The following is a 15240-nucleotide window of genomic DNA, read 5'->3' on the forward strand; positions in this document are numbered from 1 at the left end:
CTGGGCCGACGGGTGGTCAGCCAGGCCGACCACCCGGGGTCACTTGCCGAGACCGATGGACTTGTCGAGGAACTCGTTCGTGTAGAGCTCGGACGGCTCCAGGCCGCTCTTGACGTCCCCGGCACCGGAGAAGATCGGCTCCGCCTTCTTCAGGAAGTCCTGCATGCGCTGGTCGTCCATCGAGCCGATGTAGCCGTCGGTGTCCTTCGCGATGCCGAGCTTGACCATCTGCGACGCGGCGAACGCCCCGACCTTCGAGTCGTAGGTCCAGCCGTTGTTGTACTGCTGCACGAGCTTGGTGATCAGGTCGTTCGTCGCCCCGGGGGACTGCAGGTAGTCGACGTCGGCCTGCTGCATCACGGGGACGAGCTCCTTCAGGCAGGGCGACAGCTTCGACAGGTCGCCGGAGCGGACGGACATCGTCTCCGGGTACGGGTTCCAGCCGGTGCTCGAGACCAGCTTGTAGTCGACCTTCTTGCCCCAGGCGGCGACCTGGTTCTGGTAGATGTACGGCTCGGCGGTCGCGAAGCCCTGCTGCGCGTCCTTCCCGCCGGCGGCGACGAACTTGGCCGGGGTGCCGTCGTAGCTGCCGTCGAGGACGCTCTTCGGCAGGATGCCGGCCGACTCGAGGTAGCTCATGTACGAGGCGCCGTTGAAGTAGCGGACGACGCCGCCGTTCTTCTCGAGGGCCTTGCCGAGGTCCTTGATGCTGTCGACGTCCTTGTAGGTGGACGGGTCGTACATGATGACGAAGGGCGACTGGTCGTTCTCCGCGAACACCGCGGTGGTGGGCAGCTTGCCGGAGAACTGCACGGCCTCGTCGGTGGAGACGTAGCCGAGGGTGATCGACTTGTCCTGGTACATCTGCGACGACACCTTCGAGTACCCGATGGCGGGACCGCCGGCACGGATCTCCAGCTTGACGCCCGTGCTCTTGCCGTTGGCGTAGAGGTCACCGGTGACGGACTTGTCGGACGCGTTGATGGTGGGGTCCGGGCCGAGCATCTCGTACAGGTGTCCGTGCTCGCCCTCGGGGTTCCAGTCAGTCTGCACGACGACCTTCGCCGGGCAGACGGAGGACAGGTCGACGGCGGGTCCGGTGGCGGCCTTCGCGGAGGCGGTGCTCGTGGTGGTGCCGGAGGACGAGCCGGCGGCGCATCCGGTGAGGGCGATCGCGGTCGCTGCGAGGGCTGCGGTCGCGACGCCGAGGCGGGTGGTGGTGCGCATGGAGGCTCCGTTCGTGGTGCGGGTCTCGTGGTGCTGTCGGGTCGTTCGGGGGGGGGCGGGGGAGATCTGTGGGGAGGTCAGCCGAAGTCGTGCCAGCGGCCGACGGCCAGGCGACCGAGCAGGCCGAACACCAGGAAGACGGCGACGCCGTAGAGCGAGGCGATGATGATCGTGGCGTACAGCTCGGGGCCCATCAGCCGCGACGCCGTGACCTGGATCAGGACGCCGAGCCCGGGGTTGCCGCGCTGGAAGAACTGGTCGCCGACGATCGCGCCGATCACGCTCAGGCCGGCCGAGGTCCGCAGGCCGACGAAGATCGAGGGCAGCGCGGCGGGGATCCGGAGCTTGACCAGCTCGGCGCCGAGGCCGGCGCGCTGCAGCCGGAAGAGCTCGCGTTGCGCCTTGTCGGCCGACTGCAGGCCGAACAGCGTGTTCGAGACCATCGGGAAGAGCGCGATCATCACGGTGACGATGACGCGGCTGGTGAACTCGTAGCCGAACAGGGCACCGATGAGCGGCACCAGGGCCAGGATCGGCACGCACTGCAGGACGACGGCGTAGGGGTAGAGCGAGTTCTCGAGCCACTTCGCCTGGGCCATGAGCATCGCCCAGACGACGCCGATCACGATCGCGAACGCCAGGCCCGTCAGTGAGACGACCGTGGTGCGACCGAGGGCGGCCCAGAGGTCGTTGCCGAACGTCGACGGCGAGCCGTCGGGGAGGGTCGGCGCGACGATGGCCTTGAGCACGAGGTGCGGGTAGGGCACCAGGAACGCCAGGTTCCGGACGTGGTCGTAGTACGCCGCGGCCGCGTACCAGATGCCGACCAGGATCGCGAGGACGACGACGGGCTGCCACCACATGACGCGGCGACGGGGGCGGTTCCGCCGGACGGCGACGCGCGCGGTCCTGGCCTCGGTGACCTCCTGCAGCGTGGCCATCAGCGGTGTCCTTCGCGGAGTGCGTGCGAGACCTCGCCGACGAGCTCGGCGAACTCGGGGGTGAAGCGGATGTCCGGGTCGCGGGGCATCGGGAAGGGGACGTCGAACCGGCCGACGACGTTGCCGGGCCGGCCGGACATGACGATCACCTTCGTGGACAGGTAGACCGCCTCGGAGACCGAGTGCGTGATGAACAGCCCGGCGAACCGCTGCTCGACGAACAGCCGCAGCAGCTCGTCGTTCAGGCGTTCGCGGGTGATCTCGTCGAGCGCGCCGAAGGGCTCGTCGAACAGGAACAGCTGCGGGTCGAGGGTCAGCGACCGGGCGAGGGAGACGCGCATCCGCATGCCGCCGGAGAGCTGCTTCGGCAGGTTCGTCTCGAACCCGCTCAGGCCGACCAGGTCGATCGCGCGCTCGGCCTTGGCGGCCCGCTCGGCCTTCGGGACCTTCTGCAGCTCGGCGAGCAGCTCGACGTTGCCCTGGACCGTCCGCCACGGCAGGAGCGTGGCGTCCTGGAACACGTAGCCGATCCGGTCGGCGGCGACACCGGCCGTGCCGTGGGACGCGGTCTCGAGCCCGGACGCGATCCGGAGGAGCGTCGACTTGCCGCAGCCCGAGGGGCCGACGACGGAGACGAACTCGCCGCGGTCGACGGTCAGGTCGACGCCCTGCAGGGCGACGGTGCCGTTCGGGAACGTCATCTCGACGTCCGCGAAGTCGAGCAGCGTGTCCGTCGTCGTGACGGGTGCTGGAGCTGTGGTGGTCACGGCTACCTCTTCTTCCGGTGCTTGCGGTGCTCGGTGGGCGGTGCGGGGACGGAACTGCCGAGGAGCAGTCCGGACCGGGTCAGACGACCGCGGGCTCGGTGGGACGGACGGCGGCGACGCTCCGCTGGACCTCGGTCACGGCGACCAGACGTCCGTGGGAGAGCACGGACCGTTCGGCGGGGGCGTTCGCGACGGCGTCGACCAGGTTCGTGGCCGCGACGGCGACCAGGTCCGCCCGGGCGCCGACCGTGACGCCGGCGACGGGCAGGCCCATCACGCTGCGGGCGCCGTCGGTGACGAGCGACCACGCTTCGTCGGGCGTCAGGTGGCCGGCACTGACCAGCAGCGACGCGGTCTCGAAGGCGTCCGACCGGCCGACCGGGTTGAAGGGGTCGCGCACGTTGTCCGCGCCGGCCGCCACCCGGACCCCGGCGTCGAGCAGCGCGCGGAGCGGTGCGAGGCCGCGGGGTGTCGCGACGGGGTGCTGCCAGCCCTGCAGGTACAGGTTCGTGATCGGCAGGCTGATGATCCCGAGGTCCGCGGCGACCAGGTCCGCGATGACCTCGGCGAGCCGGTCGGGGCCGAGCGTCCCGAGTCGCACGCAGTGCCCCGCCGAGTACTGCCGGTCACGCGGCCAGTCACGCACGGCGCGGGCGTAGTGGTCGAGGGTGACCGGTCCGTCGAGGTTCTCGTCGGCATGCAGGTCGACCCCGAGTCCGCGCCGTGCGGCGATCGCGAGCAGGCGGTCGACGTCCGCGTCGGGGTCGTCCGCCAGGTGCGGTGCGCTACCGATCAGGTCGACGCCGAGGTCGAGCACCGCCTCGACGTGGGCATCAGGGGCGTGCGGGCCAGCGAGGGCGACGAGTTCGATGTCCATCAGGCCGGCGAGTTCGTGGCGGACCTGGACCAGCGCACGGGCACCGCGGGTCGCGTCGTCGAGGGACGCCTCACCGTGGCCGCTGAGCACGTCGACGTGCGTCCGGACGGCGGTGGTGCCGCCGGCGAGCATCGTGAGGGCCTGGGTCCGCGCGCGGTCGGCGATGTCGTCGACGGTCATCGTCACCGCGTGGTCCCGCCAGGCGTCGATGGCCGAGCCGAGATCGCCGAGCGGCGGCTGGATGCGGTCGAAGCTCAGGGCCTTGTCGAGGTGCGCGTGCGGTTCCGCCGGAGCGGTCAGGAGCAGCGATCCGTGCAGGTCGAGGACGCTGCCGTCAGCTGCGGCGGTCGCGCTGAGCGTGCCGCTCGGGGCGATCGCGGCGACCGTGTCGCCCTCGATCGCGACGTCCACGCGACGACCGTCGGGCAGCAGTGCGTCGCGCACCAGGGCGATCTGGCGGGGGAGCTGCTGGTCCACGGGACCCCTTCCGATCGTGTGTGAGAATGTTGATCGCATCAACATCGCCGATGCTACGAGGGTCGTGTTTCCCCTCTGTTTCACGGCGGTTGCCGTTCGTGACACCGCTCCGCGAACCCTCGTGCGGAGCGGCCCACCCCGAGGAGTCGACATGCCCTCCGACCTCGTCGAGACCGTCCCGCCGAACCCCCGGGTGGTCGACGCGCAAGCCCACCGCATCGGCGAGCACATCCGTGCGCTGCGCCGTTCCCGTTCGCTGACGCTCGTCCAGCTCGCCGAACGGACCGGCCTGTCGCACCCGTTCCTGAGCCAGCTGGAGCGGGGCCACTCGCGCGCCAGCATGGTGTCGCTCGAGAAGATCGCGGTCGCGCTCGAGACCAGCCAGGTCGAGCTGCTGGCGGCGGGCGACCCGCAGCCGCGCGACCCCGAGGACACCCGTCCCGACGTCCTGCGCTCCGACCAGGGAGCACGCGGACCGTTCTCGCAGGGCGAGGCGCGCCTGCTCGTGCACGCCGGCAGGCACGCGTTCGAGCCGCTCGAGTGGACCGGTGCGAACACCGACCCCGGCGACTTCTACGAGCACCGTGAGGACGAGTTCCTCTACGTGCTCAGCGGCTCGGTCCGGCTCGACCTCGGCGCCGACGCGCCCCTGCTGCTCGGGCCGGGTGACTCGGCGTACTACCGCGGTGGGACGCCCCATCGGTGGTGCAGCCCGGACGGCGGGCGGTTCCACCTGGTCGTCGTCAAGGAGAGCCCGTCGCGGAGCGGGGGTGCAGCATGAACGCCGGCATCACCAACGCGGCGGCCGCGCGGTGCCGGGTGCGGGTCGTCGCCCGCGAGCTCGTCGCGCACGACGTCGTCGCCGTGGAGCTCGCTCCGGTCGGCGGCGGCTCCCTGCCGGCGTGGGAGCCGGGCGCGCACATCGACGTCGAGGTCGTCCCCGGGGTCGAGCGCCAGTACTCGCTCGTCGCCAGGACCCCAGAGGGACACTGGCGCATCGCGGTCCTGCGGGAGCACCCGGGTCGCGGCGGCTCGATCGCGGTCCACGACCAGCTGGCCGTCGACGACCAGCTGTGGGTCGGTGGACCGCGGAACCACTTCGGCTTCGATCCGACGCAGCCGGCCGTGTTCGTCGCGGGCGGCATCGGCATCACCCCGATCGTCGCCATGGTGGACGCGGCGCAGACCGCGGGGACGCCGTGGGAACTGCACTACGCGGGGCGGACGCGTGGCGGGATGGCGTTCGCGGCCGAGCTGACCGAGCGGTACCCCGACCACGTCAGGGTCGCCGCCGCCGACGAGGGGGCCCGGCTCGACCTGGTGGCGCTCCTCGCGGCACCGCGTGACGCCGTCGTGTACTGCTGCGGGCCGGCCCGGCTGATGGACTCGGTCCAGGCGGCTGCGGCGCACTGGGCGCCCGGCAGCGTCCGGGTCGAGCACTTCGAGGCCGCCGCCGACGCGACCGCGCCGGGTGCGGCGTTCGAGGCGGAGCTGGCGCTGTCGGGCCTGACCCTCGAGGTGCCAGCAGACCGGTCCCTGCTCGACGTCGCCGAGGACGCCGGTGTGTTCGTCCTGTCGTCCTGCCGCGAGGGCACCTGCGGCACGTGCGAGACCCCCGTGCTGGAGGGCTCGGTCGACCACCGCGACACCGTCCTGAGCCCCGCGGAGCAGGCCGACGACCGGACGATGATGATCTGCGTCTCGCGGGCCGCCGCCGGGTGCCCGAAGCTGGTGCTCGAGCTGTAGCGCCAGCAGGGCCGCCCGGCGGCCAGTCCGCTACGGCCGTTCGGTGTCGTCCAGCGGGGCGCCCGTCAGCGCTGACAGCCGCTCGAGCCCCGCCTCGCGCACCAGCTGCCGGGCCAGGGGCCGCGAGCGGGCGACCACCTCGGCCACGTCGACCTTCGTCACCTCGAACTGCTCCACACTCAGGTCGCCGTCCACCCAGACGTCGCGGACCTCGCGGCTGCCCGCGACGAACACGACGGCCTGGTACGGGTCGTGCACGTTCGCGAGCGTGGGTCCGTTGCCGTCGAACACGACGACGTCGGCCCGCTTGCCCGGCTCCAACGACCCGATCTCGTCCTCCATCCGCAGTGCCTGCGCACCGCCGATGGTCCCCATCTCGAATGCCTCGCGGGCGCTCATCGCCGTGGCCTGCAGGTCGCGGACCCGAGCCAGCAGCGCGGCCGTCTTCATCGCCTGCAGGAAGTCCTGGGAGTCGTTCGAGGCGGGGCCGTCGACCCCGATGCCGACCGGGATCCCCAGTGCCCGCATCTCGGCGACGGGCGCGATGCCGCTGGCCAGGATGCCGTTCGCGACCGGGTTGTGCGCGACGCCGACGCCGTTCGCCGCGTAGCGCTCGCGGTCGTCGCGGTCGACCCACACGCTGTGCGCGGCGATGACCGGCACCGCGAACATGCCCGTCGCCTCGGCGTGCCCGACGACGGTCCTGCCGGTGCGCTGCCGTGCGGCGGTGACCTCTTCGCGGACCTCCTGGATGTGGACGTGGATGCCGTGCCCGCCGTCGACCGCGTACCCGATGTGCTCCTCCCACGCCGCGTCGGTGTACCGGCCGATCGAGGACATCCCGACACGGAAGGTGCTGTACCGGCTGGCGTCGGCCGCCTCGCGCAGGGCGTGGAACTCCTCCAGGATCGGCGCCGGTCCGAAGCCGCGGTCGACGTCGCCCGACCCGAACGAGACGATGCCGCGCAGGCCCAGCTCGTCGAGCGCCTGGACGACGCCCGGGGTCGCGGGCTCTCCGGGGATCGGGTCCGAGCAGAACATGTCGTTGGCGGTCGTCACACCGCTGCGCAGCATCTGGATGCCCTGCAGCAGGGTCCCGGCGTACGCCTTGTCGCGCGTCATCACCGGGTTGACGTGCGAGATGAGCTCCTGCAGCCACTCCCACAGCGTGTACTGCGAGCCGATGCCCGTGATGAGGCCCTCGCTGAAGTGCCCGTGCGTGTTCACGAACCCCGGCGTCACGATGTCGTCCGCGCCGCCCCGGACGACCGCGTCGGGGTGTTCCGCGGCGAGCTCGGCGAAGGTCCCCACCGCGACGATGCGGGGTCCGTCGAGCAGGACGGCACCGTCCCGGATCGCGGCCGGCGTCGGCGAGGTGGCGGGTGCGGCGGTCAGGACCCAACCGCCGCGGATCAGGGTCTGGGTCATGCGGCGACCCTAGGAGAGCCGTGTCACGTGGGTGTTACCGGCAGATGTCGCCCCGACACGAGCCCGAAACGCACCCCTGCTAGAACGAACGTCATGCTCACCGTCTCCGGCGCCGTCCGTGTCCTCGTCGACCCGCGGACCGAGCGCGTCGGCGACGTGGTCCTCGAGGACGGCAGCCCCGACGCCTCCGTCCTCGACGCATCCGGCTGCGTCGTCACCGCCGGCCTGGTGAACGCGCATCACCACCTGCTGCAGACGGCCTTCCGGACGCTGCCGGGGACCCGTGGCGTGCCGATGGCGGACTGGCTGCCGACCATGGCCGGCGCGTACGCGCGCGTCGGTCACGACCCTGAGCTCTACGGACTGGCGGCGTCCGTCGGAGCCGCCGAGGGCCTCCTGTCCGGCGTCACGACCATCGCCGACCACCACCTGAACTGGCCCGCGGACGCTCCGCCCGCCGACACGGTCGCCCTGGCGAGCGCGACGGCCGGAGCGGTCCGTGCCCTCGGCGGCCGACTGGTCTTCGTGCGCGGTTCGGCTCGGGACGACCCGCAGCGCGCGGCGGCGTCCGCCGACGCGATCGTCAGCGCGCTGCTCGCGCCGGACGCGGTGGGCGGCACCGACCCGGACGGCCGCCTGCAGGTCGCGGTCGGACCGGCCGGGGTGCACTCGGACGGTGAGGCGACGTTCCGCGCCCTCGGCGAGGTGGCCGCACGGCACGGGCTCCGACGGCGGACCCAGGCCAACGAACAGGTCGACACCGCGATCGCGCTCGAGCGCTACGACCGCCGCCCCGTCGACCTGCTCGAGGAGTGGGGCTGGCTCGCGCCGGACGTCACCCTCGCGCACCTCTGCGACGTCACGGACGACGAGATCGCTCGGCTCGCCGCTGCCGGGGTCAGCGCCACGCACGCGCCGGGCTGCGACGTGCCGATGGGCTGGGGGATCGCGCCGGTGGCGCGGCTGCTGGACGCCGGCATCCCGGTCGGCCTCGGCACCAGCGGCGGCGGCAGCAACGACGCCGGCCACCTGCTCGCCGACGCGCGGCTGGCCATGCAGGTGTCAGCCCTGGTCGGCCCGCCGCTGTCGGCCCGGCAGCTGCTCGGCGCCGCGACCGAGGGGTCAGCGACCGGCCTGGGCCGCCCGGAGCTGGGGCACCTGGGTGCCGGGACGGCCGGCGATCTGTGCGTCTGGGACGTCTCCGGCGTGGCCGACGCCGGGGTCGACGACCCGATGGCCGGGCTGCTGTGGGCGTCGCCCGGGCGTCGGCCGCGGCACGTGGTCGTCGGCGGTCGCGTGGTCGTCCGCGACGGGCAGCTGGTCGGCGCGGACGAGCGCGAGCTGGCGGCGCGGCTGCGCGAGCGGCTGACCCGGACGCCGGCCGTCTGACCGGCGGCGCGCTGGTCGGGGCGGTGCCGGCCCCGGTCGCGGTGGTCGTCCGGCTCGCCGGTCGGCCTGGAGGCTCGTCAGCGGACCGCGAGCGGGCGGCGGTGGACGGGACCCTCGCGGTGGGCCAGGGGGCGCGCATCGGTGCCGGACCGGACCGCGATCACCTCCGCCATGACCGCGACGGCGACCTCGGCCGGGGTCTGGGCGCCGATGTCGAGGCCGATGGGGGAGCGCAGGCGCTCGAGGTCCGGCGTGCCCAGCGCTCGCAGCTCGGCCAGACGGCGTCCGTGGGTCGCGCGGGAGCCCATCGCGCCGACGTAGGCGGCACCCCGGCGCAGGGCGATGTCGACCACGGCGGCGTCGAAGCGGTCGTCGTGGGAGAGCACGACGACGACGGTGCTCCCGTCGATGGCGGTGTCGGCGAGGGTGCGGGCGGGCCACCCGAGGACGAGCTCCTGCGCCGCGGGGAACCGCTCGGGCGTCAGGAACACCGGGCTCGGGTCGTAGACCGACACGGCGTACCCGAGCATCGCGGCGGCGTTCGTCACGGCGACCGCGAACTCGACGGCGCCGACGACCAGGCAGCGTGCACGACCGCCCGCGTGCTCGGTGAACACGCGGCCGCCGCAGCCGTCGGGGTTCGTCACGGGCGTGCCGAGCGTGGCGGGTGCGAGCGACAGGCCGAGCGAGGTCGGGACGCCGGCGGCGGCACGGCGCAGGGCCTCGACGACGACGGTGTCGGCGGGCGTCACACGGTGCACGAGCACGTCCACGCGGCCACCGCAGCGGAGGGCCGGGGCGGCCCAGGCGGCGTCGGGCACCGTGGCTGAGGCGTCTGCGTCTGCGTCTGTGTCCGTGTCCGTGAAGCCGAAGCGTTCGAGGACCGCGTCGCCGGTCTCCAGGACCTCCTCGGCGACGGTGTGGAGCGCCCCCTCGACGCACCCGCCGGAGATCGTCCCGACGACCTGGCCGCCGGGCAGCACCGCCATCGAGGTGCCGGTGCCGTTCGGGGCGCTGCCGGCGATGTCGACCGCGGTGGCGACGACGACCGTCCCGCCGGTGTCGAGCACGGCCAGCAGCCGGTCCGCGAGTTCGAACATCAGCGTGTCCCTTCGCTCGCCAGGGCCCAGACCCGGTCGCGGGTCATCGGGAGCCGGTGGGGGTGGGCCCCGATGGCGTCGCGGACCGCGTTCGCCACCGCGGGGGCGACGGGGTTGTAGGGCGCCTCGCTCATCGACTTCGCGCCGAGCGGCCCGAGCGGGTCGTGCGTCTCGGCGAAGAGCACCTCGGTCGCCGGGACGTCGGAGATCTTCGGCACCCGGTAGTTCCGGAAGCTGTCCGTCGTGACCCGGCCGGCGTCGTCGAGCACGACCTCCTCGTACAGCGTCGAGCCCATCGTCTGCGCTGCGCCGCCCTCGACCTTCCCCCGCAGCTGCTCGGGGTTGAGCACGGTGCCGGCGTCGACGGCCTGCACGCTCTGCAGCACCCGGACCTCGCCCGTCGGCCGGTGCACGGCGACCCGGACGCCGTGCACCGTGAAGGCCAGCGAGCGGGGCGTGCCGTCGTGCTGGCCGTGGGCGATGAGCGGCCCGTCGGCGAGCAGCTCGTCCGTGGCGACGTGGACGTCCCCGACCCGGACGCCGTCGGGACCGAGGACGGCGGCGGGACCGAGGACCCCGGCGGCGGTGCGGGGCGTCGCGTCCGCCACGACGGTGAGGGCCCGTGCGAGGACCTGCTCGCGGAGCGCGGTGGCAGCGGCGTACAGGGCCTTGCCGGCGACCACGACTCCGGCGGACCCGAACGCCCCGGTGTCGTGGCGCGTGACGTCCGTGTCCGACTGGTGGACCTCGATCTTCTCCGGGGTGGTGCCGAGCGCCGTGGCGACGAGCTGGGTGTGCACGGTGGTGGTGCCGTTGCCGAACTCCGCGGTGCCGACGCCGATGCGGTAGCGCCCCTCGCCGGTGAGCTCGACGGTGACGTGCGCGTGGTGCCCTCGGGGTGGGAGCGTGGCGATGGCCGCGAGTGCCATGCCGGTGCCGTACGCCCAGTCGGCGGAGTCGTCGAGCGCGGGGCCGTCCATCCGGGGCAGCAGGGCGTCGCGGGCAGTGGTGTCGGGGTCCGGCGTGAGTGCGCGCTCGACCAGGTCCAGGCACTGGTCGAGTCCGTAGCTGCCGTCGAAGTGCAGGTCGGTCTCCTCGTCCGGGTCCGTCACGACGAGGGGGTCACCCGGAACGACCACGTTGCGGCGCCGTAGCTCGAACGGGTCGATGTCGAGCCGGCGGGCCAGTTCGTCCATCGCGGACTCGACGGCGAAGACCACCTGCCCCAGGCCGTAGCCGCGGAACGCCCCCGAGGGCAGGTTGTTCGTGTAGACGGACTCGGCGTCGACGCGCTTGTTCGTGCACCGGTAGACGGCGACGGATTCGCTGACCGAGTGGAACATCACGCCGATGCCGTGGTTGCCGTACGCCCCGGTGTCCAACGACTGGTCGACGTGCAGCGCGGTGAGCCTGCCGTCGGCCGTCGCGCCCAGGCGCACCCGGACCCGCATGGGGTGTCGGGTCGGTGCCGTCGTGAACTCGTCACGGCGGCTGAACTCGTACTGCACGGTGCGGCCGGTCCGCAGCACGGCCAGGGTCACGAGGTCCTCGGTCAGCAGCTCCTGCTTGCCGCCGAAGCCGCCGCCGACCCGCTTCGCGATGACCCGCACGCGGTCGGGAGCCAGGCCGAACACGCGGGCGATCTCGTCACGGACCAGGAAGGGGACCTGTGTCGCGGTGCGCAGGACCAGGCGGCCGTCGTCGTCGAACCGACCGCGGGTGGCGTGGGTCTCGAGCGCCGCGTGCGAGACCCGGCCGGTGGTCCAGGTGCCGTCGACCGTCGCGGCCGCGGTCGCCAGCGCGCCGTCCACGTCGCCGGTCTCGCCGTGCAGCGCGGCGACGACGTTGCGCCCGGGTTCGGCGATGCGGTGTTCGGCGGTCGTCTTCTCGCCGTGCACCAGGGGCGCGCCCGGTGCTCGGGCGGCGTCGGTGTCGTGCACGCTCGGCAGGACCTCGTACGTGACGGCGAGGAGCGCGCAGGCATGCTCGGCGATCCGCACGCTGTCGGCCACGACCGCGGCGACCCGCTGCCCGCGGAACCGCAGGACCCGGTCGAGCACCAGCGTGTCGTCGGGGTCGTCGAGGCGCGACTCGTGTCGACCGGTCGAGAAGAGCACGCCTGGGTCGTCGCGCCAGGTCAGCACGGCGTGCACGCCCGGCAGCGCCTCGGCGGCGGACGTGTCGATCGTGGCGATGCGGGCGTGCGCGTGCGGACTGCCGAGCACGGCCAGGTGCAGGAGCGTCTCGGTGCTCATCACGTCGCCGGCGGGCGGGACGTCGAGCGTGTACTCCTCGCGCCCGGAGACGATGCGCGCGGCCGCCGGAGCCCGGACCGACGTCCCGCCGGCGTCCCCGGGAGCGGCGCAGACGGTGTTGACGACCCCGGCCAGGGCGTCCTCGATCGCGCGGTACCCGGTGCACCGACACAGGTTGCCCTTGAGGCGGCGGTGGTGGTCGGCCAGGTCGTCCGGGCCGAAGGTGGAGGCGGTGACGACCATGCCCGCGGTGCAGAAGCCGCACTGGAACGCGGCGGCGTCGGCGAACGCCCGTTGCACCGGGTGCGGGGCGTCGGGGGTGCCGAGACCAGCTGCCGTGGTGACGCTGCGCCCCTCGATGCGGTGCGCCGGGTAGATGCACGAGTGCACGGGATCGCCGTCGACCAGCACGGAACAGGCACCGCAGTCGCCGGAGTCGCATCCCTTCTTGACGGCGGTGACGCCCTGGTCGCGCAGGAGCGTGCGGAGGACCTGACCGGGCTGCGGGTCGGCGTCGTGCCGGTGTCCGTCGACGTCGAACCTCATGCCGCACCGCCGACCTGTGCCTGCGCCTCGGCGCGGAGCTGCTGCGCGAAGCGGGTGCTCACGGCCCGACGCCACGCGGGGGAGCCGTGCGGGTCGTCGTACCAGTCCCGGTGCGCGTCCAGCGCGGCGACGACCGCGGCGTCGTCCGGTACGGCGTCCCAGCGGAGGACGAGCGGTCGAGGCGTCGCGGCGGTGACCACGAGCACGAAGCCGGCGTCGTCCCAGCGTGCGGTGACGAGTGTCCCGGAGCGGCCGTGCGGGCTGAGGGCGGTCCGGCGGTACCCGGTGCGACCCCGGAGTGCACGCGTCGGGACCTCGAACGCGCGGATGACCTCGCCGTGCGCCAGGTCGGTCGAGCGGACGCCGAGCACGAGTCGCTCGACCGGCACGCGGCGCTCACCGCCGTCCGGCGTCCAGACGACCGCCACGGCGTCCAGCGTGACCAGCAACGCCGTCATCGCCCCGGCGGGCAGCGCGACGCCGACGTTCCCGCCGACGGTCGCCGTGTTCCAGATCTTGAACGACGCCAGCAGCGCGTTCGCACACCGGGCGACCAGCGGCCAAGCGGACCAGTCCGCGTCCGGCGCGGTCCCGACGAGCGTCGCGATCGTGCACGTGGCAGCGATCGTCAGCAGGTCGTCGGTGCGCTCGAGGTCGGGCCAGCCGAGCGCCGTCAGGTCGACGAGGCCGACCAGGTCCGGCTGTTCCTCGGAGAACAGCCACGTGCCGCCACCGAGCAGGCGTTCACCGGGGGCGAGGGCGATGTCGTCGCGGTGCGACGGCGTCCGCACGGAGCGGACGGTGGTGAGGTCCATGGTCAGGGGTTCCGATCGAGGCAGAGGACGACGGGGTCAGGACGGACGCCCGCCGTCGACCGTGCGCGATCATGCCCCGGTTCCACGCCCTGGCGGGGCGGTCCTGACACGTGCTGTGCATGACGACCTCCTGCCTGGGGACCCGAGTCTCGGTGGAGCACGAGCGTACGATCCCGGTGTTTCGTGGGCATTACGGCCCGGGAACAGCCGACGCATCCCGGAAACACGGCTGTGCGATCCTCGGCGTCATGAACGGATCCCGAACCGACGTACCGGAGGCGAGCCGGGCCTCCACGGCGTTCCGCGGTGACCGCGTCTGGACGGACGGTGCCTTCCGGCCCGCCACCGTGGTCGTCCGTGGCGGCCGCGTCGACGCGGTGCTGCCGGTCGACGCCGACGTCACGGTCGACGCGGTCGTGCAGGTGCCGACGGGCGCAGTGCTGCTGCCGGGGCTGGTCGACACGCACGTGCACGTCAACGAACCGGGCCGCACGGAGTGGGAGGGCTTCGCCTCGGCCACGCGCGCTGCCGCACTGGGGGGTGTCACGACGATCGTCGACATGCCGCTGAACTCGATCCCGCCGACCACGACGGTCGGCGCCCTCGCGGTGAAGCAGGCTTCGGCCGAGGGACGCGTGGCCGTCGACGTCGGGTTCTGGGGCGGCGCGGTCCCCGAGAACGCCGGTGCCCTCCGCCCGCTGTGGCAGGCCGGGGTCTTCGGGTTCAAGAGCTTCCTGGCGCCATCGGGGGTCGACGAGTTCGGTCACCTCGACGCCGCCGGGCTCCGTGCCGCGCTGGCGGAGGTCGCTGTTCTGGACGGGCTGCTCATCGTGCACGCGGAGGACCCGGACCGGCTGGCAGCGAACGGTGCGCTCGGCACCGGGTACCGCGCGTTCCTCGACTCGCGGCCCCCCGTCGCCGAGGAGGACGCGATCGCCCGGGTGATCGACGGGGTCCGCGCGACCGGCGCCCGTGCCCACGTGCTGCACCTGTCGGACGCCGGTGCGCTGCCGATGCTGCGAGCGGCCAAGGCCGAGGGGCTGCCGATCACGGTCGAGACCTGCCCGCACTACCTGACGCTCGACGCGGACCACGTGCCGGACGGCGCGACCGAGTTCAAGTGCTGCCCGCCGATCCGCGACGCCGGCAACCAGGACGCGCTCTGGGACGGACTGCTCGACGGGACGATCGACCTGGTCGCGACGGACCACTCGCCCTCGACGGTGGACCTGAAGCGCGGCACCGGCGGCGACTTCGGGCTGGCGTGGGGCGGGATCGCCGGACTGCAGGTCGGCTTCCGGGCGACGTGGACGGAGGCCGTGCGCCGCGGCATCCCGCTCGACCGGCTCCTGCCCGCGTTCACCACGGGTCCTGCGGCGCTGGTCGGGCTCGGTGACCGCGGCGTGATCGCACCAGGCGCCCTCGCGCACCTGGTCGTGTTCGACCCCGACGCCACGGAGACCGTGCACGCCGAGGCGCTCGAGCACCGCAACCCGATCTCCGCCTACGACGGTGCGACCCTGCGCGGCCGGGTCCTCGAGACGTGGCTGCACGGCAACCGGGTCGCCACGGCCACCGGCGGGGTCACCGCCACCGACGGAAGGCTGCTCAGTCGTGTCTGAACTCGTCGACCGTGACGTCGCCGGCGACGTCACCCGCGCCCGGCGTCCCA

General features: G+C 73.2%; 12 protein-coding genes. 4 read left to right on the forward strand and 8 right to left on the reverse strand.

What is annotated here, in order from left to right; translation table 11 throughout:
- Nucleotides 1-39: 39 nt before the first annotated feature.
- From OVA28_RS04920 to OVA28_RS04935, 4 genes are all read right to left on the reverse strand, one after another.
- A complete protein-coding gene (locus tag OVA28_RS04920; protein ID WP_268095974.1) occupies nt 40-1227 on the reverse strand; it encodes an ABC transporter substrate-binding protein in 1188 nt (395 codons plus the stop codon).
- A gap of 77 nt (nt 1228-1304) precedes the next feature.
- Entirely contained in the window at nt 1305-2168 is an 864-nt protein-coding gene (locus tag OVA28_RS04925; RefSeq protein WP_268095975.1) for an ABC transporter permease, read from the reverse strand.
- Nucleotides 2168-2935, reverse strand: a complete 768-nt coding sequence (locus OVA28_RS04930; protein ID WP_267419550.1) for an ABC transporter ATP-binding protein — start codon at nt 2933-2935, stop codon at nt 2168-2170. Before OVA28_RS04930 ends, OVA28_RS04925 begins: the two co-directional genes overlap by 1 nt.
- Nucleotides 2936-3014: 79 nt before the next feature.
- Nucleotides 3015-4289 (reverse strand): amidohydrolase family protein, encoded by a 1275-nt coding sequence (locus tag OVA28_RS04935; protein WP_268095976.1) that lies wholly within the window; start codon nt 4287-4289, stop codon nt 3015-3017.
- Nucleotides 4290-4440: 151 nt separating this feature from the next.
- Here OVA28_RS04935 and OVA28_RS04940 point away from each other — a divergent pair, with 151 nt between their 5' ends.
- Both OVA28_RS04940 and OVA28_RS04945 read left to right on the forward strand, forming a co-directional pair.
- The gene (locus tag OVA28_RS04940) at nt 4441-5070 is read left to right on the forward strand and encodes a helix-turn-helix domain-containing protein (RefSeq protein ID WP_268095977.1); all 630 of its coding nucleotides are present in this window, start codon (nt 4441-4443) and stop codon (nt 5068-5070) included.
- Nucleotides 5067-6035 (forward strand): PDR/VanB family oxidoreductase, encoded by a 969-nt coding sequence (locus OVA28_RS04945; RefSeq protein ID WP_268095978.1) that lies wholly within the window; start codon nt 5067-5069, stop codon nt 6033-6035. Before OVA28_RS04940 ends, OVA28_RS04945 begins: the two co-directional genes overlap by 4 nt.
- Before the next feature lie 30 nt (nt 6036-6065).
- On the opposite strand, the gene OVA28_RS04950 is transcribed toward OVA28_RS04945, so the two are convergent.
- Nucleotides 6066-7463, reverse strand: coding sequence for an amidohydrolase family protein (locus OVA28_RS04950; protein ID WP_268095979.1), 1398 nt, complete (start codon nt 7461-7463; stop codon nt 6066-6068).
- 93 nt (nt 7464-7556) lie between these two features.
- Here OVA28_RS04950 and OVA28_RS04955 point away from each other — a divergent pair, with 93 nt between their 5' ends.
- Nucleotides 7557-8852 carry an amidohydrolase family protein gene (locus OVA28_RS04955; protein ID WP_268095980.1) on the forward strand — a complete coding sequence of 432 codons (1296 nt, stop codon included), beginning with the start codon at nt 7557-7559 and terminating at the stop codon, nt 8850-8852.
- A gap of 77 nt (nt 8853-8929) precedes the next feature.
- On the opposite strand, the gene OVA28_RS04960 is transcribed toward OVA28_RS04955, so the two are convergent.
- The 3 genes from OVA28_RS04960 to OVA28_RS04970 are packed head-to-tail and all read right to left on the reverse strand — an operon-like array spanning nt 8930 to nt 13568.
- Nucleotides 8930-9952 (reverse strand): XdhC family protein, encoded by a 1023-nt coding sequence (locus tag OVA28_RS04960; protein WP_268095981.1) that lies wholly within the window; start codon nt 9950-9952, stop codon nt 8930-8932.
- Nucleotides 9952-12753 (reverse strand): molybdopterin-dependent oxidoreductase, encoded by a 2802-nt coding sequence (locus OVA28_RS04965; protein ID WP_268095982.1) that lies wholly within the window; start codon nt 12751-12753, stop codon nt 9952-9954. The genes OVA28_RS04960 and OVA28_RS04965 overlap by 1 nt, the downstream gene beginning before the upstream one ends.
- Entirely contained in the window at nt 12750-13568 is an 819-nt protein-coding gene (locus tag OVA28_RS04970) for an FAD binding domain-containing protein (RefSeq protein ID WP_268095983.1), read from the reverse strand. Before OVA28_RS04970 ends, OVA28_RS04965 begins: the two co-directional genes overlap by 4 nt.
- 248 nt (nt 13569-13816) lie before the next feature.
- Between OVA28_RS04970 and allB the strand changes: the two genes are divergently transcribed.
- Nucleotides 13817-15190 (forward strand): allantoinase AllB, encoded by a 1374-nt coding sequence (gene allB, locus OVA28_RS04975; RefSeq protein WP_268095984.1) that lies wholly within the window; start codon nt 13817-13819, stop codon nt 15188-15190.
- The last annotated feature ends 50 nt before the right edge of the window (nt 15191-15240 follow it).

The organism is Curtobacterium sp. SL109, assembly GCF_026672405.1.
Classification (GTDB): domain Bacteria; phylum Actinomycetota; class Actinomycetes; order Actinomycetales; family Microbacteriaceae; genus Curtobacterium.

Bases quoted from the DNA above. Each gene is read 5' to 3' on its own strand.
- OVA28_RS04965 (WP_268095982.1), bottom strand. From the start codon at position 12,753: ATGAGGTTCGACGTCGACGGACACCGGCACGACGCCGACCCGCAGCCC.
- OVA28_RS04955 (WP_268095980.1), top strand. From the start codon at position 7,557: ATGCTCACCGTCTCCGGCGCCGTCCGTGTCCTCGTCGACCCGCGGACC.
- OVA28_RS04950 (WP_268095979.1), bottom strand. From the start codon at position 7,463: ATGACCCAGACCCTGATCCGCGGCGGTTGGGTCCTGACCGCCGCACCC.
- OVA28_RS04940 (WP_268095977.1), top strand. From the start codon at position 4,441: ATGCCCTCCGACCTCGTCGAGACCGTCCCGCCGAACCCCCGGGTGGTC.
- OVA28_RS04970 (WP_268095983.1), bottom strand. From the start codon at position 13,568: ATGGACCTCACCACCGTCCGCTCCGTGCGGACGCCGTCGCACCGCGAC.
- OVA28_RS04960 (WP_268095981.1), bottom strand. From the start codon at position 9,952: ATGTTCGAACTCGCGGACCGGCTGCTGGCCGTGCTCGACACCGGCGGG.
- OVA28_RS04925 (WP_268095975.1), bottom strand. From the start codon at position 2,168: ATGGCCACGCTGCAGGAGGTCACCGAGGCCAGGACCGCGCGCGTCGCC.
- OVA28_RS04920 (WP_268095974.1), bottom strand. From the start codon at position 1,227: ATGCGCACCACCACCCGCCTCGGCGTCGCGACCGCAGCCCTCGCAGCG.
- allB (WP_268095984.1), top strand. From the start codon at position 13,817: ATGAACGGATCCCGAACCGACGTACCGGAGGCGAGCCGGGCCTCCACG.
- OVA28_RS04945 (WP_268095978.1), top strand. From the start codon at position 5,067: ATGAACGCCGGCATCACCAACGCGGCGGCCGCGCGGTGCCGGGTGCGG.